Genomic DNA, 26,595 nt, shown 5'->3' on the forward strand with positions numbered 1-26,595 from the left:
AGCGAGAACCGCATGAACAGCCGCAGCCTGCGAGGGACCCGACTGGGCTCCCTCTCCATGGAGACCGACGAGGGCGTGCTCGCCGCACCGCGCCAGGAGGCGGTCTACGACTGCCCCAACGGTCACCACATCGTCCTGCCCTTCTCTGTCGAGGCCGATGTCCCCGCCGTGTGGGAGTGCCGCTGCGGTGCCACCGCGGTGCTGCGCGACCACGAGAAGCCCGAGGAGAAGCCGGGCAAGCCCCAGCGCACCCACTGGGACATGCTGCTGGAGCGTCGTGACGAGAAGGACCTGCAGGTGCTGCTGGATCAGCGCCTTGAACTGTTGCGCGCCGGGAAGCTGCACTCCAGCCGCACCCTCTGAGACCAGAGAGCTCGGGCCTGGCCTGAGCGCTGAACCGCCGCCCCCGTCCCCGGGACGATCAGTCCTGGGTGATGGTGGGCGGCTTCGTCGTACCGGTGGGCCGGGAATCGCTGCTGCGGGGTCCGCCCGGGGTGTCCTCGGCGGTGGGTTCGGCGTTGATCACGATCTCACCGTCGATCACGCCGCCGCTGGAGCGGCGGTACAGCACGCTGCGGGCGCCCTGTGAACCGCTGCCCAGCCCCATCTTCTTCACTGTGCAGCGCTGCACCGGGGTGAGCAGCAGCACCAGGCCCACGACGTCGGTGATCAGGCCCGGGAAGAAGAACGCGAGGGCCGACAGCAGGGTGAAGGCGGGGCGCGAGAGGTGGTCCTGCACGTCTGAATATTCGCCTCGCTGGGGTCCGCTGATCGAGGGTTCGGGTGCCACGTCGCTGCCGTAGCGGTGGCGTCGTTCGGGACCACCAGTGGTGTCGTTGGGGCCGCTCTGTCTACGCTCCTTCCGCCGTGTGTATAGGGCACGCGGCGGAAGGAGCAATCTGGAATGGTACGGAAGATCAGGGCGAAGCTGGTGCTCCAGCTGCGCGCAGAAGGTCTGTCGGGGCGAGCGATTTCGTCCTCGCAGGGCATGTCCCGCAAGTCCGTGAGGGCGGTGTTCGAGGCCGCTGACGCTGCAGGGATCGGGTGGGGCGATATCGCGGACGTCGCCGATGAGCAGGTGTATGCCCGGTTGTTCCCGGGCCGGGGCGAGCACGAGAGCGTGTTCGCACAGCCGGACTGGGAACAGGTCCATCGAGAGATGGCCAGGGTCGGCGTGACGCTGAAGCTGTTGCACGGCGAGTACTTCGACGCGACCACGGCGGCTGGGGATCCGGCGATGGGGTATGACCGGTTTTGCCGCACCTACCAGCACCACGTCATGGTCACCGGTGCCGCTTCGAGAGTCGGTCACAAGGCCGGCCAGAGCGTGGAGGTCGACTGGTCCGGCCCCACGATGGAGCTGGCCGATCCGGTCACCGGCGAGGTCTCGAAGGTGTTCTTGTTCGTTGCCTGCCTGCCTTTTTCTCGTTACGCGTTCTGCTTCCCGGCGCTGGATATGCGCCAGGAGTCCTGGCTGCGAGCGCACGTAGCGATGTTCGAGGCGCTGGGCGGGACGGTCCCGAGGATCGTTCCGGACAACCTCAAGACCGGTGTGGTGAAGCACCCCCGCGAGGGCGAGATCGTCCTGAACGATGCGTATCGCGAGATGGCAGCGCATTACTCGGCGGCGGTGCTCCCGGGGAGGGTGCGGAAACCGAAAGACAAGGCGAGCGTGGAGAACACCGTCGCGCACGTCGCGACCTGGGTCATCGCCGGGCTGCGGGATCAGCGATTCACGTCCCTGCCCGAACTTGCAGCCGCCATCGGGCAGCGGATGGAGGCCTATAACGCGGAGCCGTTCCAGAAGCGGCCCGGATCCCGCGCCAGCGTGTTCGACGCGGAGGAGCGGCCGCTGCTGACGCCGCTGCCGGCGGTGCCCTACGAGATCTCGACATGGCACTACGGACGACGAGTGGGCAGGAACGGGCACGTCACGTTCGCGCGGAACTTCTACTCCGCGCCGTTCGCGCACATCGGCGCGAAGGTCGATCTGCGCATCACGGCCCGGACGCTGGAGATCTATCAGGGCAGCCAGCGACTGACCAGTCACCTGCTGCTCCCGGAGACCGCGAGCAATGAGTACCGCACCAACGACGCGGACCTACCTGCGGGCGAGCGTTTCCAGGCCTGGGACGCGCAGAGGGTGCGGGCGTGGGCAGATCGGGTCGGGCCGGCCACGGTGATCGTGATCCAGCGGATCTTCGAGTCCGTGCCGATCGTGGAACAGGGCCTGGATCCCGCGTTGGCGGTGCTACGGCTCTCTCGCCGCTTCTCCGTAGATCGGGTCGAGGCGGCCTGCGCACTCGCGCTGACGGGACGGGTCCGTTCACCGCGCTATGCGCATCTGCACCCGATCTTGGCCACCGGGCAGGACAAGGTCGCCGCCCTGCGTCCACCCCGCGAGGAACCCGCGGAAGACGGCGGATACGTCCGTGGCGCCGACTACTACGCCGGAGGTGTCCGGTGAGCGTGATCGATAACGACACGAAGCGGAAGCTGCGCGAGATGGGCGCGACCGCGCTGCTGGACGCGATCGATGCCCAGGATGAGGCTCACGTGCTGGGGATGTCGTTCCAGGAACGGCTCCAGCTGATCGTGGACGAGGCGCATTCCATCTTCAATCATGGAAAGGTCGAGGGTCTGATCCGCCGGGCGGGGCTGCGTTATCCCGGAGCGGACCTGCGGCGGCTGGATCTGGTCGAGGAACGGGGACTGAACCGGAACGTGATCGCGCAACTGGCAACCTGCTCCTTCATCCAGCGGCAACAGAACGTGGTCTTCCAGGGCTTCACCGGCTCAGGGAAGTCCTACCTCGGCTGCGCGCTGGCGAAGCAGGCCTGCCAGCACCGGCTCCGAGCCCACTACATCCGAATGCCCGACCTCGAAGAGGCCTGGGCCCTGGCAAAGGACAAGCCGCAGGGCCAGACGAAGTTCCTGCGGAAGTACTCCACGTTCTCGCTGCTGGTGATCGACGAGTGGCTGCTGGACCATCCTGACGAGGGAATGCGTTCGATGCTGCTGGAACTGCTCGAGCGCCGCTATGACACCGGCTCGACCGTGTTCTGCACCCAGTACCCGAAGAAGGACTGGCACGCCCGGCTCGGTGGAGCAGTCCACGCCGATGCGATCATGGACCGCATCGTGCACAACACAATCTGGATCGACACCGGCGACAGGAACATGCGAGAACACACCGCACTGCCCCAGTGACCCGATGCCGGCGGGAGCCAGTGGTCCCCACCGCGGCGGCTACTGGCCCCCGTCGGCACGATCGGCGGTCCCCAAGAGCAAGATTCGGTGGCTCCCACGACTACGAATACTCAACGTCCCCGGAGCCGCGCACCGCCCGCACCAGGGAGCGCAGGCGCACGAACGACTGCTGACCGGCGGTGATCAGCAGTGCCACGCCGATGATCCAACCCAGCACCACGATCAGCACCGACCACCACAGGCTGGTGTTCACGCCGATCGCGATCAGGATGGCGAGCTCGGCGACACCGAGCGCCACGAAGGCGACCGGCAGCCAGGCGGCTCGGCGGGATCCGTCCCTGCGGGGATCACCCGTCCTGCCGCTGCCGCGGCTGTGGCCGGTGGGTGGTGTCTGCTGCGATGCGGTGCTCACGTCGCGTCCCCTCCTTCTCGTCCGCGCAGGTGCCTGCGGCGGCCGCGCCCAGGGTAGCCCAGCGCCCCGAGGAGCTGCTGGGCGCGATGCGCGAGCCCCCAGGCGGTCACCTTCACCAGGGCCTCGCGCACGATCCCGGAGCTCATCTTGCTGGCGCCCTCGGCGCGTTCGTCGAAGTCGATCGGGACCTCACGGATCACCGCCCCGGCATCGCGGGCGCGGCGGGTCATGTCCACCTGGAAGCAGTAGCCCTGGGAGGCGACCTGCTGGTCGACCAGTCGTTGCAGGAGGGGCGCCCGAAAGGCCCGGTACCCGGCGGTGGCGTCGCGCACCGACAGTCCCATCAGCGCTCCGGCGTACAGGTTCGCCCCGCGGGAGAGCACCAGGCGGCGCACCGGCCAGTCGTGGACACGGCCACCCGGGACCCAGCGGGAGCCGATCACGAGATCCGCCCCGCCCGCGATGGCGTCCAGCAGTCGCGGCAGCTGCTCGGGCCGATGGGAGGCGTCGGCGTCCATCTCCACCAGCACCTCGTACCCCAGCTCCAGCCCCCAGGCGAAGCCGGCGAGGTACGCAGGCCCCAGCCCCTCCTTCCCCGCGCGGTGCAGCACATGCACGTTCTCATCGCGGGCGGCGGCCTGGTCGGCCCACTGGCCGGTGCCGTCGGGGGACGCGTCATCAGCGATCAGCACGTGGGCGTGCGGCACCGCGGTGCGCAGGCGCGCCAGGGTGCCGGGCAGTGCCTCGCGCTCGTCGTAGGTGGGGATCACCACGAGGGCGCGCAGTTCGGTGGTGCTCATCGGGTGCTTCTCCGTGCCTGTTCGCGTCGTGGGGTGCGGCGGGCCACGGCCCGGTGCCGGGTGGACAGTGCCCCGATCCAGCCCAGCAGGCCGAGGGCTGAGATCCCGATCGCGATCCAGATGCCGCCGGCCACCGCCGGGGTAATACCGGTGCGCAGGGGGACCTCCGCGCTGACGTAGCCCTGCTCCCAGTGGTCCACGAAGTCCAGCCTGCGGCCCTCGGGGCTGAAGATCGCGGAGTGGCCCACGGTGGACACGTGCACCACGCTGCGCCCGGTGACCACGGCCAGCACCTTCGCTTCGGCGAGCTGCTGGATGGCCTCGTGGGAGTCACCGAACAGGGCGTTGTTGGACTGCACCACCACCATCTCGGCCCCTGCATCGACGGTGTCCATGATGAGGGTGTCGTAGGCGATCTCGAAGCAGATCAGCACGCCCACCTTGCCCTGCCCGAGCTCGAGGGCCTCCAGGTCCAGCAGGCCCACCTCGGTCCCCGGCAGCATGTCCCGGCCCACCCGGTCCACCTTGTCGGTGATCATGCGGAAGAAGTCGCGTGCGGGGACGAACTCGCCGAACGGCACGGGGTGCCGCTTCGCGTACACGTACGGGGTCTCGCCCTCGGAGGTCCACAGCACGGAGTGGTTGTAGCGGTGGTGCTCCCCCACTGCGGTCTGGGTGCCCACCAGGATCGGGGCCCCGGCCCGTGTGGCCGCGTCGGTAAGGGCGTTGCCGCGGTAGGGATCCTGGCGCGGGTCGTACGTGGTGGAGTCCTCCGGCCATACGATCAGCTCGATCTGCTGGCCCTGCTGCTGGAAGGCGGTCGTGGCCTCGTTCGTCACCTCGAGATGGTTCTCGAACACGCCCTCGGGCATGGTCAGTGCCACCGGGTCGATCGGATCCATGGACCCCTGGGCCCCCACCACGGTCATCGTGGGTCGGCCCTCCGGGGCCCGGTTCGCCGGGTGCGGCACCACCATCGTGGCCAGCACCGCTGCGATGGCCAGTGCCAACGGCCACACGCCGGCAAGGCCACCCAGGACGCTGCGACGCCGACCGGCCAGGGTCAGCACCCCGCGTGCGAGCAGCTGCCCCAGGGCGGCGACGACGAACGCCATCCCGGCCATCCCGATCCACGGCCCCAGGTTCAGCAGCGGGGAATCGGCCAGGGCGAACCCGGAGGCGCCCCACGGCAGACCGCCCCAGGGGACGTGGCTGCGGAACGTCTCCACCGCCACCCACAGGGCACTGACCACGATCAGGGTGCTGGGGGTGAGCCCGCGGCGCACCATCACGGTGCGGGCCAGCAACCCGAACAGCACGATGTACAGCGCCTGGACGATACCGAGGGCCACCCACGGCATGGTGCCGGCGTAGGTGTTCGCCCACTCGGTGAGAGGCACGAAGAAAGCCAGGCCCCAGGCCAGGGAGGACAACAGCGCGATCCACGCCGAGCGGGTGAGCACCGCGACGCTCAGCAGCGCGAGGGCCACCGGAAGCAGCATCCACAGGTCGTACGGGGGGAACGCGAGCAGTGCCAGTGCCCCACCGACAGCGCCGCACAGCAGGGCCAGGGGCCACGGCGTGGGGTCGAGCTCGTCAAGCTCGGCCCGATGGGTGCGGGAAGAACGGGTGGCGGTGGTGGTCACGGCCGCCCATCCTCCGTCCTGTCACTGGGAGCATCCTGCATCATCAGGTCGTGCACCACCTCACCGCCGATCACGGTGCGCAGTGCCCGGGGCGAGCCCTTTGCGAGGTCCGGCAGCAGCGGGGTGCGCGAACGCGGGTCGGTGGACCAGGTCTCGAACTGCTCTCCCTGGCCTCGAACCGTGAGGTCCCACGGCTCCCACACCACGAAGGTGGCCTCCTCCCCGGTGAGCAGGGAGCCCGGGGCGCGGTCCCCGGCGGCGCGGTGGCCACCACGGGTGGCGGCGAGGAACGCAGCCCGGTCGCTGATACGGTGCTCCAGGGGGCCTTCCTGGGCGGCGGCGCGCACCCACGCCCAGGGGTCGGCCGCATCCGGTGCGCCGCCGGAGCCGAAGGCCAGCGGCACCCCCTCGGCCAGGAGTGCGCGGTAGTCGGCCTGCTCGGTGAGCGGCGTGATCACCCGCACCCCCTCGGAGGCACCGGTGCCGACGGGAAGGCGACGCACGATGCCCCGGGCCAGGGACGCAGCTGGCATGGCGTCGTCGGGAGCGGCGGCGTCCACGAAACCCGGGGTGAGCAGGCAGCCGGTCGCATCGATCGCCTGGGCGTCGGGGAACAGCACGCGGGCGGAGTCCTCGGGGCCGGCCCAGGCGATCAGGCCGCCGTCGACCAGCATCGCGGAGGCCTCCGGATCCGCGGTGGAGTACAGCACGATCCCGGTGTACAGCTGAGCGGGAGCGGTGGGGCTCATCGATCGATCTCCTGTGCCACCAGTCCGCGGCGCACCGCGGCGATGGCTGCCCGGGCGGTCGTTCCCAGGCTTTCGTCGGGGGTCAACTGGTCCAGCAGGTCCACCACCTGGCGGCAGTGGCGCACGAAGTCGCCGGGCGGCAGGTCGGAGCCGTCCAGGGCAGCGGCGAAGTGCAGTCCTCGGGCCCACCGGTGCACCACGGCGGCAACCGCCGGATCCGGGGGCGCGGTGGCGTCCACGCCGTGACGGGACTGGGCGGCCTGCAGGCGGGTGGCGATCTCACCGGAGGCGATCAGGGCGGCCTCCACGGCGGGATCGTCGATCAGCTCGGGGGCTCGGCCCTCGTCCCGGCGGGACTCGTGCACGGCAGCGGAGACCACCGCTGCCAGGCCCGCGGCATCCAGTCCGTCCCACGCGCCGTGCTCGAGGCATTCGGCGATCAGCAGGTCACGGTCGCTGAAGATGCGGCGCAGGCGCAGGCCGCGCTCGGTGGGCTCCAGCTCATCCTCTCCTGCGCGTCGCAGGTAGCCCAGCTCCACCAGCAGGCCGGTGAGCAGGTCGAACTGTCGCGCCAGGGAGCTGGTGCGCCCCTCGATGCGTCGATGTACACCGGCCAGGTCGCGGCGGGTGGAACGCCAGCGGTTCACCCAGCGCAGATGGGACTCGAGTTCCGGGCAGGCAGCGCAGGGGTGCGCGGCGAGCTCGGCCCGCAGTCCCTGCAGGGTCTCGTCGGTGGCGGCGGTGGACGGGGTGCGACCGGCCCTGCTGCGCACCTCGCGGCGCGGGTCGTCGTCGTGCCCGGCCAAGCGCTGGCGCAGGGCGGCGGCAGTGTCCTTGCGGATCTTGCCGCTGTTGAGCTTCTCCGGGCGGGGCAGCCGCAGGGAGTCGATCACAGCAGGGGGCGAGGGGAGGTCACCGGGGCGGATGCTGCGGCGGCGACCCTCGGTGTCCAGCACCTGGATCTGAGGGCCGCCGAGGACGTCCCTCTCCACGTCGGTCACCACGGCGTAGCCGCGGCGCTTGCCACCGGGCAGGGCGAGCACGTCACCGCGCTGCAGGCTGCGCAGCACGGAGCGGGTGCGGTCGCGGTCGGCCCCGGCGCGGGCGCGCGACAGGGACTTCTCCCGTTCGGTGATGCGCTCGCGGATATCGGCGTACGCGGCGATGTCACCGAGCTCGCACTCCATGGCCTCCCGGTAGGACTCGGCGGTGTCCTCCAGTTCGCGGGCACGGCGGGCCAGCCCGACCACGGAGCGGTCGGCCTGGAACTGGGCGAAGCTGGTCTCGAGGGTCTCGCGGGCACGGGCCAGGTCGAAGCGGTCCAGCAGGTTCACCGCCATGTTGGCGGTGGGTCGGAACGCGGAGCGCAGCGGGTAGGTGCGGCGTGAGGCCAAGGAGGCCACGGCCTCGGCGTCGAAGCGGGGCCCGGCCACCACCACGGCGTGGCCCTCGGTGTCGATGCCGCGGCGGCCGGCGCGGCCGGTGAGCTGGGTGTACTCCCCCGGGGTGAGGTCGGCGTGCTCGATGCCGTTGAACTTCACCAGCTTCTCCAGCACCACGGAGCGGGCAGGCATGTTGATGCCGAGGGCCAGCGTCTCGGTGGCGAACACGGCCTTGATCAGGCCCTGCTCGAAGAGGTGCTCCACCACCGTCTTCAGCAGCGGCAGCATGCCGGCGTGGTGGGAGGCGTAGCCGTCCATCGCGGCGCGGCGGAAGGCGGCCACGCCCAGGATCTCCTCGTCCTCGAAGGGGATCGGTGCCAGCTCCTCGTCCAGGACGGCGCGGATGGTGCGGCGCTCCTGCTCGCTGGTCAGACGCAAGCGGGCCTGGGCGCACTGCCGCACGGCGGCCTCGCAGCCGGCGCGGGAGAAGATGAACATGATGGCCGGCAGCAGCGCCTGCTGATCCAGCAGGGAGAGCACATCGGGTCGGCGCAGGGTGCGATGGCCGCCACCGAAGCGGCCGCCGTGACCACCGCTGAAGCGGTCGCCCTGACCACCGCGGTGGTCCCCTCTGCCGTGGTGCCCGTGCTGATCCCGCTGGTCGAGATCCCGGCGGGCCCCCCGTTCGGGCCGGCGCTGGGCCGAGCCCCGTGCCCGGTGTCGCCCGCGCGTGCCCTTACGGCTGGGGGGTGCGCCGCGGCGGCCACGATCGGGGCCCTGGCGTTCGGGAAGCTGAGTGGCGAGGGAGGCCATGCGCTGCAGTTCGGGATTGATGATGCGGTCCGAGCGGGCCCCGGGGCCGTGGGAGATCACCGGGTCCCCGGACTCGTCCACGAACAGGTCGAGCATCTGGTCGCCGATGATCACGTGCTGCCACAGCGGCACCGGCCGGGTCTCGGAGACGATGATGTCGGTGGCGCCGCGCACCTCCTGCACCCAGACCCCGAACTCCTCGGCGTTGGAGACGGTGGCCGAGAGCGCCACCAGCTGGACCGAGGGGGCCAGGTGGATGATGACTTCCTCCCACACGGGCCCGCGCAGGCGGTCGGCGAGGTAGTGCACCTCGTCCATCACCACGAAGCCGAGCCCGTCCAGCAGGGAGGAGTCGGCGTACAGCATGTTGCGCAGCACCTCGGTGGTCATCACGACGACGTCGGCGTCCGGCCGCACGGAGGTGTCCCCGGTCAGCAGGCCCACCCGGTCGGCGCCCAGCCATTCCACGAGCTCGGCGTGCTTCTGGTTCGACAGCGCCTTGATGGGGGCGGTGTAGAAGACCTTGCGGCCCTGCGCCAGTGCCAGGTGCACCGCGAACTCCCCCACCACCGTCTTCCCGGCACCGGTGGGCGCGGCGACCAGCACGGAACGGCCCTGCTCGAGCACCCGGCAGGCATCGAGCTGGAAGGCGTCCAGCGCGAAGGAGTAGCGGGCGGTGAAGACGGCCAGCTCCGTGTCCTCGAGCTGCTTCCGCTCGCGCTCCTCCTGCGCCCAGAGGGCGTACCGCTCGGACGGTGAGGGGTTCTCGGACGACGATGCCGAGGCACCGTCGGACCGGGATGGACGTCGTGATCGCGGGGTCATCGGTCCCCTCGTTTCAGTTCGGCGAGGATCCGCACCGCGCCGGGCAGCACCCGGGCGGTGACGGGCAGGTCGATGCGCGGCTCACCGTCGGCATAGGCCCGCAGGCGGCGATCGTTGCGCAGGCCCACGGTGACCTTCTGCACCGGCTGCACACCGAAGCCCTCCACCGTGGTGTGGGTGCCGCGGAACACCCTCGGGAAGAACCGCAAGAGCTTTGTCCGGCCGATGCCGGTGAGGGTGACCAGCTCCAGCACGCCGTCGTCCACGCGGGCCTCGGGGACGATGCGCATGCCCCCGCCGAACACCCCGGAGTTGCTGAGGGTGATGAGGGAGGCGTCCAGGTCGATGCGCTCGCCGTCGTCGATGCTGAGCCAGTACGGCAAGGGGCGGAACGCGGGCAGTTCGCGCAGGACCGCGGTGGTGTAGCGGACGGCGTGGCCGCGGGAGGCGCTGTTGGCGCGGGCGTTGACCAGGGCGTCGAATCCGAGGTTCACGTTCCCGAGGGCCAGGGACCGGTGCGGCAGAGCGGTCCCTGAGGCGGCGGTGATCTCGATGGCATCGATGGTGACGACCGGCCGGGACAGGGCATGCAGGAGTGCGCGGGTGGCTTCCTGGGGGTTGTTCTCGGGCAGGCCCAGGGCTCGGGCGAAGTCGTTGCCGCTGCCGGCGGGCACGACGCCGAGGCGCACGGGCGTGTTGGCGACCACTTCGGCGCCGAGGGAGACGGTGCCGTCGCCGCCCACCACCACCAGCGCGGTGAGGGTGTCGCGCACCTCGAGGGCGCGGGCGCGGGCCACGTGCGCGGAGGAACCGGACAGGTCCACCACGGAGATCCCGGACAGGCGCAGCAGGTTCCCCACCTGGCGGCCCACCCGGTGAGCGGTGCCGAGCGCTGCGGTGGGGTTGGACAGCAGCCCTACCCGGAGTCGACTCACCTGTTCTCCGGCTCGTCGATCTGGGAGGGGGCGTCGATCGGCTCGACCACGTGATCGATGCGGCTGGCCTGGTCGGGGTCGAGGTCCTGCGCCTCGAGCCCAGCCTTCTTGTCGCGCTTCTTGTCGTTGTAGATCGAGATGAACACGGCCGCGAAGAACAGGCTGGAGATCGCGGCGGACATGCCGATCAGGGTGAAGGGCTCCGGGGTGGGCACCATCACCGCGGTGAAGGCGAAGCACAGGAAGATCACCCAGCGCCAGGCCTTCAGCATGGACTTGCCGCGCAGGATCCCCAGGAAGTTCAGCAGCACCAGCACCACCGGCATCACGAAGGCGATGCCGAATGCCAGCATGGTCTTGACCAGCAGGGCGAGGTACTCGTCGTACTTGATCAGCTGTTGGACGCCCTCGGTATCCGGGGTGAAGCTCAGCAGCACCGGGACCAGCTGGTTGACCGCCCAGTACCCGGCGGCGCAGCCCAGGAAGAACAGCGGGATCGCCGCTCCGAAGAATCCGATCGCGTACTTGCGCTCGTTCTTGTGCAGGCCGGGCATCACGAACAGCCAGGCCTGGAGCATGATGATCGGTGCCGACAGCAGAAGTCCGAGGTAGGCGGACATCTGCAGTCGGACGTTCAGACCCGTGGCAACACCCTGGAAGTTCAGGTCCGCCTCCCTGCCACCGAGCGCGGCGACGCGGAAGGGGCGCTGCAGTGCTTCGAACACCGCGGGGAACAGGAACCAGCCCACGATGGCGAAGATTAGGATCGCAACGGCGCAGATGACCAGGCGGTTGCGCAGCTCGGTGAGGTGCTCACCGAGGGACATCCTGCCCTCGGGGTCCTTCTCCTTGCGCTGCTTGCGCTTCTTCGCCGTACGGCGTGCCTGACTGTCACTCGCCACGGGTGTGCTCCTCCCAGCAATCTGGGTCCGGTCGCGAAGCGGCCGGACCCGTCCTGTCGCTCAGCGGGACACCCGCTGAACGATGTACCGCTCAGTCGCGACGGTAGGAGTCGTCGTCCTGGGAGCGGACGGGCTCGCGCTCGACCTCGTCGCGCGGATCGTACTCGCGGCTGCGGGGACGGTCGTCGCGATCATCGCGGTAGCGGTCATCCCGGTCATCGCGGTAGCGGTCACGATCGCGGGCATCGCGATCACGATCGTCGCGCAGACGGTCGCGATCGTCGCGATCATCGCGGACGCGGTGGGAGCCGCCACGGCGGTCCTCGTCCACGTCCTCGTCGCGGTCGTCACCGCGCATCTCCTCGACCTCGCTCTTGAAGATGCGCATGGACTGACCCAGGTTGCGTGCCAGGCCCGGCAGCTTGCCGGCACCGAACAGCAGCACGACCACCAGAATCAGCAGGACGATCGCCCAGGGATTGCGGAACAGATTCATCAAAGACCCTTTCGACAGCGCCGCGATCATGCGGGAGCCCGCCCATGGTCCCACAGTGGACTGGTGCGGAGCCGTACCGATTGGCGGCGGCGCGCCCACCGCGCGGCGGGCCCCCTCAGGGTAGCGCTTAAGTAGGGCGATGCCGCAGTGCGGAGGTCCGTGAAACGGTCACGATCGTGTCTCTGAGTGATGTGGGATGGAGCACGTCCGCCGCGCCGGCGGCCTCGAGCACCGCATCCACCAGAGGTGCCCGTAGCGGATCGACGAGCAGTGCGTAGGACGCCGGCTGATCGGCAGTGCCCGCATCACGCAGTTCGCGGGCGCCGAACGCCTCGGCGATCCAGTGCGCCGGTGGCTCGAGACGCAGCCACACCTCGCCCGCGACGGTGCCGGAGACGTCCACCGAGGATCCCGCTTCACTCCCGTTGTCCCGCTGCTGCGGGGTGTCATCCGCCAGCAGCTCCACGATGCGGTCCAGGCGGAACAGGCGCTCCCCCTGCGCGAGCTCGCAGTGAGCACGCAGGTAGGAGCGTGTGCCATCGGTCTCGATGCGCAGCGGGCGGATCCGGCGCACGGAGGTCCCGGGACGGTCCGCCGCCGAGTAGCGGATGGTCAGGGTGCCTGCCGGATCGGAGGGGCCATCGGCGGCGAGGGCGCGGTGCACGGCGGCCAGCACCACCTCGCCGCGGTGCGCGGGGCCGGTGCTCGCACCGGGGGTGGGCGGTCGGCGCTCGGCCCCTCCGCCAGCGTGCTCGGCCCCTTCTCCCCTGTGCTCAGCAGGGCCCGCGGCACGTGTGGCCAGGAGCTTGCTGCGGGCCGCGGCCACCAGGCGGGACTCCTCGCCGGCTGCGGGTTCGAGTGCCGCGAGCCCGGCCAGGAGCGCGGTGACCTCGACATCGGTGAGCTGCAGGGCACGGCGCAGCGGATCGGCGTTGCGCACTCTCACGGTGCCCTGTTCCCACTCGGCCTCGATCAGGTCCTCGAAGCCGGTGCCCATGTCCCCGCACACGAACAGCACCTGCAGGTCGGTGATGAGCTGCTGCTGCGTGATGCCCAGCGCCTCGGCGAGCTCAGCGAGGTCCACCTCGCTTCGGGACTGCACGTAGGAGGCCTCGCTGATCAGGCGGGACAGCTGCTCGGCACCACTGCTGGCCACCCGGATCCGCGGCACCGGACGCGCAGGCGCATCGAGCACGGCATCCAGATCGGCGGCGCCCTCATGGCGCTGGGCTATCCGCGCCAGCACCTGGGCGATCTCGTCCCGCCACTCGACAGGTTCCAGCAGGGTCACCCAGCGGGCAGAGCCCAGCACCAGGCGACGCAGGGCGGGACGCGGCATGGCGGCCGTCTCGAAGCGCTCCACATCCAGCGGTGCATCGGAGCGGTCACGAAGTTCGAGGGCCTTGTACGGGGCCGCCTCGACCAGCGCGGGAGCGCTTTCGTCCCCGGTGTGGAGCCTGCCCAGCACCTCGGCAAGGTCCACTCTCGCGGGCCGCGGCTGGGAGGCAGCCTTGCCCACCCGGGGGAAGGACTCGATGCGGGAGGCCCGGAAGATGCGGGCGTCCTCGCGCACCCGGTCCCATCCGTGCAGGTACCAGTGCCCGTCGTGGACGCCCACCACCCAGGGCTCCACGGTGCGGGTGCTCAGGGCACCGGTGGTGGCCCGGTAGTCGAAGCTCACGGTGCTGCCGCTGGTCACCGCTTCCAGCAGGGGGGTCAGTACGGGAAGCGACTCGACGGAGCCGCGGGGGGCGCGGCGCAGCAGATCGGGGTCGGCATCGTGGCCCAGGCTCAGGAGCTTGGAGCGCACCCGGCGGGCCGCTCCCCCGGCGGCAGCATCGTCCCAGGCGCGGCTGGCGGCCAGCAGCACCGTGTACTCCGCAGTGGTCAGGTCCAGGACCGCGTCCCCGGCGGTGGTGTCGAGCCGGTAGTACACGGTGTTCTCGTCCAGTACGTCGGCCTCGGTGACCAGGGGCAGGCCGAGTTCGAGGATGGCGGCCTTGTCCCGCTCGAACATGCGCTCCGCTGCGCTCTCGCTGGGGGCATCGGCGTAGTCGGGGATGACCCGGAACAGTTTCGACCGGTCTATGCGACGGCGCGAACCGATGGTCATGATCACGTTGAGGAGTCGTTCCACGCCACGGGCAGCCACGAGCTCAGCGTACCGGTCCACCCTCATCGACGTCCTACGCTGGGCCCATGCTGCATTGGGAACGGGGAACCGTGGTCGAGCTCCGTGCCGGGTGGGCGGGAGTGACGCGCCTGCTGGTCAGGCTCGAGGACACCGATCAGACCGTCAAGGCCCTGGCCTACCCGGAGCTGACGGGATCGCCCGGGATGGGCGAGAGCGTGCTGCTGAATACGAATGCACTGCGCCGTGACCTGGGCACCGGCGGCGAGGCGCTGGTGGTGGCCCGCCCGGAGGTGCAGCAGGAGCCCCAGCAGATCGACGGGCACATGGTGAAGGCCCGCTACACCCCCATGCAGACCATGGTCGACGCGATCGACGACCCGGCCTCCGAGCACTACGAGACACTGCGCAGCGCCGACGGCCTCGACGGCATGCCAGTGGTGGTGGCGGATCTGCACTCCTCACTGCCCGCGGTGGTGGCGGGAATCAGGGCCGATGCACCCGCTGCGCGCATCGCGTACGTGCACACCGATGCCGCCGCACTTCCTGCCGCGTACTCGGCGACCGCGGCTGCACTCCGGGCTGAGGGCCTGTTGGAGGCGACGATCAGCGCCGGGCAGTCCTTCGGCGGTGACCTGGAAGCAGTGACGGTGCACTCGGCACTGCTGGGCGCCCGGCACGTGGTGGGCGCCGACGTGGCCGTGGTGATCCAGGGCCCGGGCAACCTGGGCACCGGAACGGGCTGGGGCTTCTCCGGCGTGCAGGCCGCCGAGGCCGTGCACGCCGCCCATGTGCTGGGCGGGACGCCCATCGCAGCCCTGCGGGTCTCCAGTGCGGATCCCCGCGAACGGCACCGGGGACTCTCCCACCACAGCGCCACGATGTTCGGGCGCGCCACCCTCGCTCCCCTGCTGCTGCCGGTGCTCCACACCGACGATCCGCAGTACAGCGAATTTCATGCGTCAGTCGCTGAACAGGTGGAATCGACGATCATGGGCGTGGGCAGGGAACGCGGCGTGGAGCACCGCAACATCGCGTTGCGATCCGAGGGGCTGCGCGCGGCCCTCGACGTGCTACCGGTGAAGCTGTCCACCATGGGGCGCGGGCTGGACGAGGATCCCGAGGCGTTCCTCTACGCCGCGCTCGCCGGCCGCTGTGCGGCGGGGCTGACCACCCAGCGCTGACACGTCAGGCGTCGTTGTCCGCCGCTTCCCCGCGCTCACGCACCAGGGCCGCCAGGCGATGGGCGTCGGCTATGCCCCTCTTGCCGTCGGCACGTTGGATCGCCCAGGTGGCGAGGGTGGTGCCGTCGGCGAGGTCCAGGTGCGCCCAGGGGTCGCCCATCGGGAAGCTCACCCCGACCACCTCGGGCCAGGTGATGGTGCGGCTGCGGAAGAGGTTGCGCACCTCGAGCGTCTCCGGGCCGGCCACCAGGCGCACGGACGCCTGCAGATGGCAGAACAGGGCCGCCAGCACGCCGAACATGATCATGCCGGCACGGTCCAACGGGCTGAAACCGGGGATCAGGATCCCGCCGGCCACCAGCCCCACCAGCATCACCGCCGCGATCCCGTAGCCCACCACCCGCACCATGCGGGGGCGGAACACCACGGTGCCGGCGGGATGCATGGCGATCGGCTCAGATCCGGCAGGCCTGGATCGCGGTGACCAGGATGGCGCGGGCGCCGGCCTCGTACAGCTCGTCCATCATGCGGTGGGCGTGAGCCTTCTCCACCATGGAGCGCACGGCGGACCACTCCCCGCCGTGCAGCGGGGAGACGGTGGGCGACTGGAAACCGGGGGTGATGGTGACGGCACGGTCCAGCAGAGCGGTGGGCACGTCGTAGTCCAGCAGCACGTACTCGCGGGCCACCAGCACGCCGCGGATGCGCCGCTCGAGAACCTCGAGGGCATGGGCGGCGTCGTCGGACAGCTCCAGGCCGGGCCGGGAGAACAGCACGGCCTCGCTGGTCATGATGGGGTCGCCGAAGGGCTCCAGGCCAGCCTGGCGAAGAGTGGTCCCGGTCTCGACCACATCGGCGATCACATCGGCCACGCCCAAGCGGATCGAGGACTCCACGGCCCCGTCGAGGTGGACCACTTCGGCGCTCACGCCGTGGCCGGCGAGGTGGTCGCTGACCAGGTTCTCGTAGCTGGTGGCGATGCGGGTGCCCTCGAGGGTGCTGAGGTCCTGGTGCTCACCCACGGGGGCGGCGAAGCGGAAGGTGGAGCGGGCGAAGCCCAGCGGCAGGATCTCCGCGGCGGGCGTGCGGGAGTCCAGCAGCATGTCCTGCCCGGTGATGCCCACGTCCACCGTCCCGGACCCCACGTACACCGCGATGTCCCGCGGGCGCAGGTGGAACAGCTCCACGTCGTTGTCGTGGTCCACCACCACGAGCTCCTTGGCCATGCCGCGGCGCCGGTAGCCGGCCTCCTGCAGCAGTTCGGCGGCGGGCTCGGACAGGGCGCCCTTGTTGGGGACGGCGATGCGCAGCACAGGTTCTCTCCTCGGTCACCACTGGGGCGAAGGGACGGGACGGATGGGGGGCGGGGCTGGGACGACCGGATCGAGCGGCGACTCAGAGACGCCGGTAGACGTCCTCGAGAGTCAGCCCCTTGGCGATCATCATCACCTGCAGGTGGTACAGCAGCTGGCTGATCTCGGTGGCGGCGTCGTCGAGGGACTCGTGCTCGCAGGCCATCCAGACCTCCGCCGCTTCCTCCACGATCTTCTTGCCGATGCCGTGAACCCCGGAGTCCAGCTCGCGCACGGTGCCGGAGCCCTCCGGGCGGGTGCGGGCCTTCTCGGTGAGCTCGGCGAACAGAGTGTCGAAATCCTTCACCCCGTCAGGGTACGCGTCCCGGTGGGCGGGTGCTGTGGGGGCCCACCCACCGGGCACGCGTGATCACAGGGCCGACCGACTAGCGACGACGTTCAGCGGGTGCGGACCGTGGGGTCCAGGTGCGCTGTCTCCACCTCGACCCGGCCGTCCTCGCGGCGATTGCGCACACGCCACCACACGAAGAAGCCCGTCAGTGTGAACACCCCGTAGAAGAGGTACATGAGGGCACTGGCGTAGTAGCCGGCGCTCCACAGCAGGGGAACCCCCACGATGTCCACGGCGACCCAGATCAGCCAGAACTCGACCCATCCCTTGGCCATGCCGTAGGTGGCCAGCAGGCTGCCCATGAAGATCCAGGCGTCGGCCCAGACCGGCTCGTAGGAGCCCAGAGCGCGGAAGATGGGGGTGAGAACGGCGGTGCCACCGACCATCGCGGCCACCAGCAGGGCGCGGGTGCCCCAGGAGGCCCATTCGGGTTCCACCGCGGTGCCGCCCTCGCTGCGGGCCTGTCGCCAACGTACCCAGCCGTACACGCTGGTGGCGATGAACATCACCTGTCGGCCGGCCTGGCCCAGCAGGTCCACGGTCTCGGCGCTGCCGAACAGGCTGCCCAGGAACACCGTCAGCAGCAGCAGGTTGCCGAGGATGCCGACGGGCCACGCCCACACCTTGCGGCGCATGCCACCCAGGGCGCTGAGGAGCCCGAACACATTGCCGAGCACTTCTCGGATCAGGAGGAACTGTCCTCCTGAGAATTCGATCTTGGCGTCGAAGAGCCACTGCAGAACATCCATGTCAGTCCTTTCACGTCCGGATGCAGTGGCTCCGGGGAAAAAGGATCCGGCATGGGCACCGAGCGCGCGCAAGCGCGACCGACGGCATGCAGGACGTGCGCCTCTCATCCAGGCTTTACTGTCGGTGCCGGAGTTCCACCGGCTCCACCGCCGAAGCGGGTCGCGGACTATCACCGCCGGCTCGGACTTTCACCGACCCCGGAGCACGTCACTGATGTGACAGGTCAAGCGTAACCCCGTCAGCAGCGGTGCACGGTCAGTGACCGTTGTGGTGCGCCCCATGGGCGGCGGCCAGATCGCGCAGTGCCGAGATCTCGGCAGCGGCGTCATGGGCGCGGTAGATGGCGGAGCCGGCCACGAACACGTTGGCACCGGCCTCGGCGCAGCGTTCGATGGTCTCGCGGCTCACCCCGCCGTCCACCTGGATCGATACCTGCAGGTTCGACTCGCTGATGGCGGCGCGGGCGCGGCGGATCTTGGGGAGCATGGTCTCCAGGAAGCTCTGACCGCCGAAGCCGGGCTCCACGGTCATGATCAGCAGCATGTCGAACTCGCCGATCACGTCCAGCAGGGGCTCGACGGGAGTGGCGGGGCGCAGGGCCACGCCCACGGCGGTGTTCTTGCGTCGCAGTTCGCGTGCCAGGCGGATCGGGGCGGCGGCGGCCTCGAGGTGGAAGGTGACCGAGGAGGCCCCCGCCTCGGCGAACACGGGGGCCTGGCGGTCGGCGTCCTCGATCATCAGGTGGGCGTCCACCGGGATCGGGGAGCGCTCCACGATCTGCTCCACCATCGCGGCCCCGAAGGTCAGGTTGGGCACGAAGTGGTTGTCCATCACGTCCACGTGGACGCTGTCTGCACTGGAGATGCGGTCCAGCTCCTCGCCGATACGCATGAAGTCGGCGTTGAGGATGCTGGGGTGGATGTACTGGCCGTCGGTCGCATAGGCGGAGTTCATGACGCGGGGTGTCCTTCCTCGGGGGTGGCGGGGTCGCCTGTGGGGTTCTTGCGCAGCAGGGCGATGAACATGGCATCGGTGCCGTGGACGTGGGGCCACAGCTGCACGGAGGGGCCCTGGCCCAGGTCCACCTCGTCCTGCAGGTCGGGGTGGATGCCGGCGGCGACGGCGGGGCGCGCGTCGAGCTGCTCGATGTCGTCGCGGCGCTTGAGGACGTCGGCCACCACCAGGCGGGTCTCCGCCAGGTGCGGGGAGCAGGTCACGTAGGCGACCACCCCTCCGGGGGCCGCGGCGTCCAGGGCGGAGGTGAGCAGGTCCCGCTGGAGGGCGGCCAGCTGGCCGATGTCACCGGGGGTGCGGCGCCAGCGGCTCTCGGGCCGACGGCGCAGGGCGCCCAGGCCCGAGCAGGGCACGTCGGCGAGGATCCGGGTGAAGTGTCCGGGCATCTCGCGGCCGATGGTGGTGCCGTCGGCGGTGCGGGTGATGATCTCGCAGCCGGCCTCCCGGAGGGTCTCCACGGCGCGGTCCACCAGTACGGTGCGGTGGGGCTGCACCTCGATCGCGAGCAGTTCGGCGTCGTGGCCGGGGGCGAGGCCGCCGAGCAGGGCGGTCTTCCCGCCGGGGCCGGCGCACAGGTCCAGCCATTCGGCCGGGCCCTCCTGCTCGGCGATGACCAGGTCATCGGCCCCCAGTCCCAGGGCCAGTGCCATCAGCTGGCTGCCCTCGTCCTGCACGGCGGCGCGGCCCTGTCTGACGGGGTCCATGCCGCCGGGGTCACCGGAGGGCCAGGTGGCACCGAAGATGGAGAGCTTCCCCCGCCCGGCGCCGCCCTCGATCATCTCGTCGAGGTCGGTGAGGCCGGGGCGCATCACCAGCGACACCGCGGGGGCTCGGTTCTGGGCGTCCAGCAGGTCCGCGAGCTCGGCCCGGTCGCGGCCGTGGCCGGCGAGGGCGTCGCCGAGGGCGCGCACGATCCAGGTGGGGTGGGAGTGGACCACGGCGAGGTGTCCCACCAGGTCCTTCTCGGGGTCCGGGGCGACCTTCTGGATCCACTCCTCGGGGGTGCGCTCCCCCACCCGTCGCAGCACGGCGTTGACGAAGCTGGCGGCCCCGGCGCCCACGACGGACCGGGCCAGGGCCACGGTCTCGGAGGTGGCGGCGTGGGGTGCGACACCCATGTCCACGAGCTGGTAGGCGCCCAGGCGCATCACGTCCAGCACGGCGCCGTCCACCTCGTCCAGGCTCCGGTCGATGCAGGCGGCGATGATCGCGTCGAGCCGACCCTGGGCACGCAGTGATCCGTAGAACATCTCGGTGGCGAAGGCGGCGTCGCGGCCGGAGAGGCGGTGGCGACGCAGCAGGCGCGGCAGCACCAGGTTGGCGTAGGCGTCGTCCTCGCGCACGGCAGTGAGAGCCTCGTAGGCGACCTCGCGGGAGCCGGTGGAGGTGCGGCTGCGCTCGGAGGGGCGGGAGCTGGACCAGCCCCGACGGGGGCCGCCCTGACCGCGGGACCCGGAGCGCTCGCGGCCCTGCGCGTCGCGCCCGCTGCGGGGCCGGTCCTCACGCCGTCCGCGGTCCTCGCGGCGGCCGCGGTGGTCATCTCGCTGCGGGTTCATCGCTGCTCCTTCTGGTCGTCGCTGTCGAAGGCCGCATCCGCGGCGAGGCTCGCGCCCCTGGCCCAGTCGGCGCCGCGCATGGGACGCTTCCCGGCCGGTGCCACCTGGGCGATCGCCAGTGGATCCGTGGCGGTGCCCACCAGGAGGTGGCGCTTGGTGGCGCGCAGTCGGCCAGGGGCGAGGTGGTCATCGCCGGTGGTCTCGGGAACGGGTTCGAGCCCCAGCACCTTCATGCGGGTGCCCTCCCACTCGGTCCAGGCGCCCGGGTGCGGGCTCATGCCGCGGATGTGGGCGCTCACCTGCTGGGCCGGGTGGTCCCATTCGATGCGGGCCTCGGCGCTGCTGAGCTTCGCGGCATGGGTGGCTGCCTGGTGGTCTTGCACGGAGAAGGTGGCGGTGCCGTCGGCCATGGCGTCCAGGGCCTGTAGCAGCAGCGAGGCGCCGTCCTCGGCCATGGCCTCCAGCAGCTCGCCGGCGGTCTCGTAGGGGCCGATGGTGCGCTCGCGCGTGGTGATGACCTCGCCGGTGTCCAGGCCCTCGTCGAGGCGGAACACGGTCATGCCCGTCGCCGTGGCTCCGGAGAGCACGGCCCGTTGTGCGGGGGCGGCCCCTCGCAGTGCCGGGAGGAGTGAGAAGTGCAGGTTCACCCAGCCGAGGGTGGGGATCGCAAGGGCCTCGGCGGGGATGAGCTTGCCGTACGCCACCACTGCGGCGGCGTCGGCGTCCAGGGCGCGCAGCTGGGCCTGCACCTCGGGGTCCCGGAGAGTGGTGGGGGTGAGCACCGGGACACCGGCCTCGAGGGCGAGGGCCTTCACGGGGCTGGGGGTGAGCTTGCGGCCGCGCCCGGCAGGAGCATCGGCGCGGGTGAGCACTGCGACCACCTCGTGGCGGGAGTCCAGCAGGGCGCGCAGGGAGGGCAGGGCGGTGGCGGGGGTTCCGGCGAAGATCAGACGCATGGTTCCTCGAGTCTAGGTTCAGTGCGCTCGGTTCAGAACACGCTGGGCGGGTCCAGACGCACGCGCAGCGAGCCGGGCGCCTTGCGGGCGGAGCGGGAGGCCACACCGGCGCGCAGCGCGTCGGCGAGCTCACGGGAACGCCTGGCCTCCAGGCGCAGCACGGCGCGGGCCCGTTCGGCGGTGCCGGGGGCAGCGGGTGCAGGGCCGGTCTGCGCATCGAGGTCCACGGGGCCGAACACATCGGTGCCGTCGGGCAGCGGGGTGGACTCCAGGAATGCGCGGCAGGCGTCTCGGGCTCCCACCACCTCCGCGGTGCGGGAGAAGGGCGGTAGGTCCAGTTCCTGCCGGTCGGCCAGTACCCGTTCCCAGAACACCTCGGAGCGGTGGGCCACCAGGTGTCGGATCGCGGGCAGGGTGGCGGTGCCCACCACCAGCACTTCCCCGCCGTGCTCGGCGCTGCGCACCAGAGCGATGGCGTTGCTCCAGCGGCGCACGGACTCCACGTCGGCGTCGTAAGCGGCGCGGGCCAGCATCGCGTCGGCGTCCAGCAGCAGGCAGGCGGCGTAGCGGTCCTGGGGGGCGGGCTCGGCGCCGGGGGTGGCCACCACGATCCCCCGTTCGGGGACGTCCTGGTCGGCCAGGGGGCCGTGGGCACCGCCGGCAATGCGCAGAGGGGCTTCGGGGAAGGCGCGGCGCAGTTCCTCGGCGGTGCGGGTGGAGCCGATGACCATGGCGCGCACCTGGGTGCGATGGCACTCGGGGCAGCGGTAGCCGTCCTCCCGGCGCCCGCACACGGTGCAGTGCAGCGGCCCGTCGCCGCCGGCCAGTAGCAGGGGGCCGGCGCAGTGCGGGCAGCGGCAGCGGGTGCCGCAGAAGGTGCAGGCCACGGCCGGGACGTAGCCGGAGCGCGGCACCTGCACCAGCACCGGGCCCTGCTCGAGGCCGGTGCGGATCACCCGCAGCGCCTCCCGCGGCAGCCGGGAGCGGCCCGAGGGGCCCTCGCGCTCGCGCAGGTACTCGTCCATCGCGACGATGCGGGGCCTGACCTGGTTCAACGGCGCGGGTTCAGGGTCGAGCCGGGCGAGGTAGCCGCTGTCCACCAGGGCACGCAGCGGCACGGCATCGCTCGCAGCCAGGAACAGCAGGGCGCATCGTTCCTCGTGGGAGCGGCACTGCAGGACGGTGCGCATGTGCGGGTAGGGGGCGCGGGGCTCCTCCAGGAGGTCGTCGGCGCTGTCCCAGCAGATCGCCAGGGCCAGGTCCTTGACCGGCGCGAAGGCGGCTGAGCGGTTCCCGAGCACCACGCGGGTGGCGCCGCGCAGGATGCGGCGGAAGGTGCGGTACCGCTTCTCGGGGCCCTCGGTGCCGGCGAGGATCTCGTGGTCGATGCCCCGTTCGGTGAGCACCCGGCTGAGGCGGGCGACGTCCCGCTGGTCGGGGGCGATCACCAGGGCGCCCTGGGCGGGGTCCAGAGCTGCGATGGCGTCGGCGGCGACGGTGGTCCAAGAGTCCGCGGGGTCGAGCGTGATGGTGGCGCGGGGCACGGGACCGGTGGGCGAGCCGGCCCGGGACAGCAGGGCCGACAGACCCCGGTAGCGGCGACCAGGGCGGGGCTGCGCTGCTGCAACGTCCGCGCGGTCCGCCGACTCCCCGGCCTCGGCCGCGCCAGGCTCCTCTGGTCCCTGCTCCTCTGCTTCCTCGCCAGGCGTTGCAGCCTCTGCTGCTACTGCCTCGGCCTCTTCCGCTGCACGGTCGTTCTTCTCGGCGCGGGCGTGGCGCGGGGGCAGCGCCAGCCGCAGCACGTCACCCACGGTGCCGGCGCAGCGCTGGGCGACGTCCTCGCACACCCGCATCATCGCCGGGGGCACCACCACGTCCTCGGAGACCAGCCTGGTCAGCGGCGCCAGGGGCCTGTCGGTGGTGGGCCGCTCACTGCGCGTCAGGACGATGCCCTCGGTGTCGCGGCCGGAGAACCGCACCCGGACGCGCATGCCCGGTCCGGCCGCGGCGGTGTCCGGGGTGACGGCGTACTCGAAGGGCCGGTCCAGGTGCGGCAGCACCCCGATCAGCCGCACGCTCGCCACAGGCCGGTCCTCGACCACGTCGAAGCCCGAGGTGGTGCGCAACCCACCGGCCCGGGACGCATGATCGCGTCCCGGGCCGGGGGTCTCGTCGACGGGCGCCTCGGGGGCCGGGGCCTCGAACAGGCCCGCCTGCTCCCCCGCAGCGCCGGGAGGCAGGGTGCTCAGCGCTTGTGCACCGCCACCAGGTCGCACACGAAGATGAGGGTCTCGCCCGGTGCGATCACGGGAGGGGCACCCATGTCGCCGTATCCGAGGTGTGCGGGGATGTCGAGACGGCGGCGCCCGCCCACCTTCATGCCCTGCACGCCCTGGTCCCATCCGGAGATGACCTGTCCCACGCCGAGCTGGAATCGCAGCGGCTCGCCGCGGTCCCAGGAGGCGTCGAACTGCTCACCGGTGGAGTGGGAGACGCCCACGTAGTGCACGTCGACCACGTCGCCGCGGCCGGCCTCCTCGCCGTCGCCCTCGATCTCGTCGGTGATCACCAGGTCGGTGGGGGCAGGGCCCTCGGGGTGGTCGATCTCGGGCTTGGTGCAGTCGTCCATGCGTCCTCCTCGGTAGATGTCAGTCGATCCTATGGGCTGCGTCCAGCACGTCCACAACGAACACCAGGGTCTTGCCGCCGAGCTGGTGCTGCGCGGGATCCTCCCCGTAGGCGTCCACCGGGGGGATCACCAGCATCACCTGGCTGCCCACGGGGAGGTCCAGCAGGTGCTGGTCCCAGCCGGTGATCACCATGCCCTGGCCCTGGAGGAAGCTGAACGGTGCGCCGCGGTCCCAGGAGGAGTCGAACTTCTCCCCGGTGTCCCAGGCCCAGCCGGTGTACTGCATGGTGAGGTAGTCGCCTTCCCGGGTGGCGTCGCCGGTGCCCTCGATCAGCAGCTCGCGGGTGGTCTCGGTGGGAGGCTCCCCCTCGGGTGCGGAGTCCAGGGAGGGAGCACCGTTCTCCGCGAGGGTCACCGAGGGGAAGCGACCGGAGGTCTCCTGGGGCTCGCCCTCGGCGCGCATGGTGGTGATCTTGCGGTCGATGTCGCCCACCTGGATCAGGGACAGGGACTGGCCGGTCTGGCTCTGCTGCCACCCGGCCATCGCGAAGCGGGAGCCCACCGTGACGGTGGTGAAGAAGGAGGCGGCCTGCTCACCGATCACGGCCGGGTCCACCTGGATCCCGCCGGCGGGGGCGCCTTGCCACCAGGACTGCAGCGTCTCGCCGGTGGAGGCGTCCACGTAGACGCTGCGCATGATCACGGTGTCGCCAGCGGCGATGGCCTCGCCGTCGCCCTGGACCACGATCCTCGCATCGGGTGCGGAGACCTCGAGGGGGGCCTCGAACTCGACGGTGGGTTCGGAGCCGAGGTCCTCGCTGACGGTGACGCCGGCCAGGATGTCGGAGTCGCCGCCGCCGTCGGAGGCACCACCGCCGTCGGACGCCTCGCCGGTCGCCTCGGGATCGGTGCCCTCGTCGGAGCAGGCGGCCAGACCGATCGCGGCGGTCGCGGCGAGAGCGGTGGAGAGCAGGGTACGGCGGCGGATCACCAGGGGGCCTTTCAGCTAGGGGCGCCCGGTACGGGCGGGTTCAGGGTACGGCAGGGCTCCGGGCCGGTTCCCAGGCCGGGCACACCCGCGCCAGGCAGCGGGCACGCCATGTCAGGCGGGCAGGGGCGGATCGACGGTGGTGCCGGCGGCCCGGATCTCAGCCAGCAGTGCGTCCACCTCGACGGATTCGGTGGTGAAGGGGTCCAGCAGCTGCACCGGCATTGCCCCGGGGCGGGTAAGCCGCAGTGTGGTCCAGTCCACCACGTGGTCCACGCCGTACTGCTGGGCGGCGGTGACCACCTGTCCGCGCAGGTGGGCGCGGGTGGAGGTCGGGGCGACGGTGCGGGCCCGCTCGATCACGTCGTCCGCGAGGACCCGGGGGGCCAGGCCCCGCCGGGCCAGGGCCGCGAACACCCCGCGCTCGGGGTCGATGTCGTGGTAGGCGAGGTCCAGGCGCTCGATCGCGGGATCGCCCAGGTCCACCCCGCGGCGCTTTGCGACCTGGCCGAACAGCCTCTCCTTGATCGCCCAGTCCAGGTTGGTGGCGGCCCAGCTGCGGTCCCCGGTGCTCACGGCGTCCAGGGCCTTCTGCCAGGTCTGCAGGGTCTGCTGCTCCTGCGGGTCGCCCGGCTCGGCGTGCTCGGCGGCCACGTCCAGCCAGCGCTGCTGCACCTCCAGGGCGGTGGTGGTGCCTCCGGCGGCAGTGGGGAGCGGCTCATGGCCGGTGAGGTCACGGGCCACGGAGCGGATCGCTGCGATGTCGTCGCCCAGGGCCAGATCCGGGAGTGTGCGGCCGGACTCGATGGCGCGCAGCACCAGATCGGTGGTGGCGAAGCGCAGGTGCGTGGAGACCTCGCTCATGGTGGAGTCACCCACGATCACGTGGAGCCTGCGGAACCGGCTGGGGTCGCCGTGGGGCTCGTCGCGGGTGTTGATGATGGGGCGGGTGCGAGTGGTGGCGGAGGAGACCGCTTCCCACATGTGGTCGCTGCGGCGGGAGAACACGAAGCGGGCGCCGTCCTCGTCGCGCACCACTCCCCCGGCACCGGTGACGATCTGGCGCGTCACCAGGAAGGGCAGCAGGAAGCGCGGCAGGCGGGTGAACTCCCCGCGGCGGTCCACCAGGTAGTTCTCGTGGGAGCCGAAGGAGTTGCCCTCGGAGTCCACGTTGTTCTTCAGCAGGTGGATGCGGGCGTCCTGACCGTCGTCGGCCAGGCGCTGATTGGCCTGCTGGGCGAGGTCGCCGAGGATGCGCTCCCCGGCACGGTCCTGGGCCACCAGTTCCCACCAGTCGTCGCACTCGGCGGTAGCGATCTCCGGGTGGGAACCGACGTCCAGGTACAGCCGGGCGGCGTTGGTGAGGAACACGTTGGAGGAGCGGCCCTTGGCGACCACCGGCCGGAACAGCTCCCGGGCGGCGGCCTCGGGCTCCAGCGCACGGGTGCCGTCGGCCCGCACGCACACCAGGCCGAACTCGGTCTCCAGGCCACCCACGCGTCGCTTCATCGCC

25 protein-coding genes and 1 riboswitch are annotated in these 26,595 nt (G+C 71.1%); of the genes, 4 read left to right on the forward strand and 21 right to left on the reverse strand.

Translation table 11 applies throughout. The features are described 5' to 3' along the window. The first annotated feature begins 12 nt into the window (after positions 1-12). A complete protein-coding gene (locus tag JOD52_RS07645; protein ID WP_017822545.1) occupies positions 13-363 on the forward strand; it encodes an RNA polymerase-binding protein RbpA in 351 nt (116 codons plus the stop codon). A gap of 58 nt (positions 364-421) precedes the next feature. On the opposite strand, the gene JOD52_RS07650 is transcribed toward JOD52_RS07645, so the two are convergent. Beyond that, positions 422-790: an FxsA family protein gene (locus tag JOD52_RS07650; protein ID WP_239551832.1), complete on the reverse strand. Its 369-nt coding sequence runs from the start codon at positions 788-790 to the stop codon at positions 422-424. Between the two features lie 114 nt (positions 791-904). On the opposite strand from JOD52_RS07650, the gene istA reads away from it, so the two are divergent. Further along, on the forward strand, positions 905-2,467 hold the full coding sequence (istA, locus tag JOD52_RS07655; RefSeq protein ID WP_204408388.1) for an IS21 family transposase: 1,563 nt from the start codon (positions 905-907) through the stop codon (positions 2,465-2,467). Next, a complete protein-coding gene (locus tag JOD52_RS07660) occupies positions 2,464-3,210 on the forward strand; it encodes an ATP-binding protein (RefSeq protein ID WP_338124028.1) in 747 nt (248 codons plus the stop codon). The genes istA and JOD52_RS07660 overlap by 4 nt, the downstream gene beginning before the upstream one ends. Before the next feature lie 100 nt (positions 3,211-3,310). Here the strand turns inward: JOD52_RS07660 and JOD52_RS07665 are convergent, their stop codons facing one another. The 9 genes from JOD52_RS07665 to JOD52_RS07705 all read right to left on the reverse strand — a co-directional run bounded on the left by JOD52_RS07665 (position 3,311) and on the right by JOD52_RS07705 (position 14,322). Beyond that, a complete protein-coding gene (locus JOD52_RS07665; protein WP_239551833.1) occupies positions 3,311-3,622 on the reverse strand; it encodes an FxsA family protein in 312 nt (103 codons plus the stop codon). Further along, complete coding sequence (locus tag JOD52_RS07670) at positions 3,619-4,422, reverse strand: polyprenol monophosphomannose synthase (RefSeq protein WP_017822543.1); 804 nt, start codon at positions 4,420-4,422, stop codon at positions 3,619-3,621. Before JOD52_RS07670 ends, JOD52_RS07665 begins: the two co-directional genes overlap by 4 nt. Further along, complete coding sequence (gene lnt / locus JOD52_RS07675) at positions 4,419-6,068, reverse strand: apolipoprotein N-acyltransferase (protein ID WP_017822542.1); 1,650 nt, start codon at positions 6,066-6,068, stop codon at positions 4,419-4,421. Before lnt ends, JOD52_RS07670 begins: the two co-directional genes overlap by 4 nt. Then, entirely contained in the window at positions 6,065-6,817 is a 753-nt protein-coding gene (locus JOD52_RS07680; RefSeq protein ID WP_017822541.1) for a hypothetical protein, read from the reverse strand. The genes lnt and JOD52_RS07680 overlap by 4 nt, the downstream gene beginning before the upstream one ends. Beyond that, on the reverse strand, positions 6,814-9,837 hold the full coding sequence (locus tag JOD52_RS07685) for a DEAD/DEAH box helicase (RefSeq protein WP_204409271.1): 3,024 nt from the start codon (positions 9,835-9,837) through the stop codon (positions 6,814-6,816). The genes JOD52_RS07680 and JOD52_RS07685 overlap by 4 nt, the downstream gene beginning before the upstream one ends. Continuing rightward, positions 9,834-10,772 carry a diacylglycerol kinase family protein gene (locus JOD52_RS07690; RefSeq protein ID WP_204409272.1) on the reverse strand — a complete coding sequence of 313 codons (939 nt, stop codon included), beginning with the start codon at positions 10,770-10,772 and terminating at the stop codon, positions 9,834-9,836. The genes JOD52_RS07685 and JOD52_RS07690 overlap by 4 nt, the downstream gene beginning before the upstream one ends. Further along, positions 10,769-11,674 carry a twin-arginine translocase subunit TatC gene (gene tatC, locus JOD52_RS07695; protein WP_204409273.1) on the reverse strand — a complete coding sequence of 302 codons (906 nt, stop codon included), beginning with the start codon at positions 11,672-11,674 and terminating at the stop codon, positions 10,769-10,771. The genes JOD52_RS07690 and tatC overlap by 4 nt, the downstream gene beginning before the upstream one ends. Positions 11,675-11,765: 91 nt before the next feature. After that, the gene (gene tatA / locus JOD52_RS07700) at positions 11,766-12,200 is read right to left on the reverse strand and encodes a Sec-independent protein translocase subunit TatA (RefSeq protein ID WP_239551834.1); all 435 of its coding nucleotides are present in this window, start codon (positions 12,198-12,200) and stop codon (positions 11,766-11,768) included. Positions 12,201-12,297: 97 nt separating this feature from the next. After that, complete coding sequence (locus JOD52_RS07705) at positions 12,298-14,322, reverse strand: WYL domain-containing transcriptional regulator (RefSeq protein ID WP_338124064.1); 2,025 nt, start codon at positions 14,320-14,322, stop codon at positions 12,298-12,300. A 47-nt stretch (positions 14,323-14,369) separates the two neighbouring features. On the opposite strand from JOD52_RS07705, the gene JOD52_RS07710 reads away from it, so the two are divergent. Beyond that, entirely contained in the window at positions 14,370-15,485 is a 1,116-nt protein-coding gene (locus JOD52_RS07710; RefSeq protein ID WP_204409275.1) for a DUF3866 family protein, read from the forward strand. Between the two features lie 4 nt (positions 15,486-15,489). Here JOD52_RS07710 and JOD52_RS07715 read toward each other — a convergent pair whose 3' ends face one another. The 11 genes from JOD52_RS07715 to pafA all read right to left on the reverse strand — a co-directional run bounded on the left by JOD52_RS07715 (position 15,490) and on the right by pafA (position 26,591). Continuing rightward, a complete protein-coding gene (locus JOD52_RS07715; RefSeq protein WP_204409278.1) occupies positions 15,490-15,930 on the reverse strand; it encodes a PH domain-containing protein in 441 nt (146 codons plus the stop codon). 10 nt (positions 15,931-15,940) lie between these two features. After that, the gene (gene hisG / locus JOD52_RS07720) at positions 15,941-16,798 is read right to left on the reverse strand and encodes an ATP phosphoribosyltransferase (protein WP_204409280.1); all 858 of its coding nucleotides are present in this window, start codon (positions 16,796-16,798) and stop codon (positions 15,941-15,943) included. An 82-nt stretch (positions 16,799-16,880) separates the two neighbouring features. Then, positions 16,881-17,144 (reverse strand): phosphoribosyl-ATP diphosphatase, encoded by a 264-nt coding sequence (locus JOD52_RS07725; RefSeq protein WP_017822532.1) that lies wholly within the window; start codon positions 17,142-17,144, stop codon positions 16,881-16,883. Between the two features lie 92 nt (positions 17,145-17,236). Continuing rightward, a complete protein-coding gene (gene pnuC / locus JOD52_RS07730; RefSeq protein WP_017822531.1) occupies positions 17,237-17,938 on the reverse strand; it encodes a nicotinamide riboside transporter PnuC in 702 nt (233 codons plus the stop codon). Between the two features lie 92 nt (positions 17,939-18,030). After that, a riboswitch (FMN riboswitch) is annotated at positions 18,031-18,148 on the reverse strand. Positions 18,149-18,194: 46 nt separating this feature from the next. Continuing rightward, complete coding sequence (gene rpe, locus JOD52_RS07735) at positions 18,195-18,893, reverse strand: ribulose-phosphate 3-epimerase (protein ID WP_017822530.1); 699 nt, start codon at positions 18,891-18,893, stop codon at positions 18,195-18,197. Continuing rightward, the gene (locus JOD52_RS07740) at positions 18,890-20,509 is read right to left on the reverse strand and encodes an RsmB/NOP family class I SAM-dependent RNA methyltransferase (protein WP_204409282.1); all 1,620 of its coding nucleotides are present in this window, start codon (positions 20,507-20,509) and stop codon (positions 18,890-18,892) included. The genes rpe and JOD52_RS07740 overlap by 4 nt, the downstream gene beginning before the upstream one ends. Continuing rightward, positions 20,506-21,465 (reverse strand): methionyl-tRNA formyltransferase, encoded by a 960-nt coding sequence (gene fmt, locus JOD52_RS07745; protein ID WP_204409285.1) that lies wholly within the window; start codon positions 21,463-21,465, stop codon positions 20,506-20,508. The genes JOD52_RS07740 and fmt overlap by 4 nt, the downstream gene beginning before the upstream one ends. Positions 21,466-21,497: 32 nt before the next feature. Further along, complete coding sequence (locus tag JOD52_RS07750; protein WP_204409287.1) at positions 21,498-23,591, reverse strand: primosomal protein N' family DNA-binding protein; 2,094 nt, start codon at positions 23,589-23,591, stop codon at positions 21,498-21,500. Between the two features lie 119 nt (positions 23,592-23,710). Continuing rightward, on the reverse strand, positions 23,711-24,094 hold the full coding sequence (locus JOD52_RS07755; protein ID WP_204409289.1) for an FKBP-type peptidyl-prolyl cis-trans isomerase: 384 nt from the start codon (positions 24,092-24,094) through the stop codon (positions 23,711-23,713). Positions 24,095-24,113: 19 nt separating this feature from the next. Then, positions 24,114-25,085, reverse strand: a complete 972-nt coding sequence (locus JOD52_RS17470) for an FKBP-type peptidyl-prolyl cis-trans isomerase (protein ID WP_204409291.1) — start codon at positions 25,083-25,085, stop codon at positions 24,114-24,116. A gap of 111 nt (positions 25,086-25,196) precedes the next feature. Next, positions 25,197-26,591, reverse strand: a complete 1,395-nt coding sequence (gene pafA, locus JOD52_RS07765; RefSeq protein ID WP_204409293.1) for a Pup--protein ligase — start codon at positions 26,589-26,591, stop codon at positions 25,197-25,199. Positions 26,592-26,595: the final 4 nt, after the last annotated feature.

Source organism: Brachybacterium muris (genome assembly GCF_016907455.1).
GTDB classification, from domain to species: Bacteria; Actinomycetota; Actinomycetes; order Actinomycetales; family Dermabacteraceae; genus Brachybacterium; species Brachybacterium muris.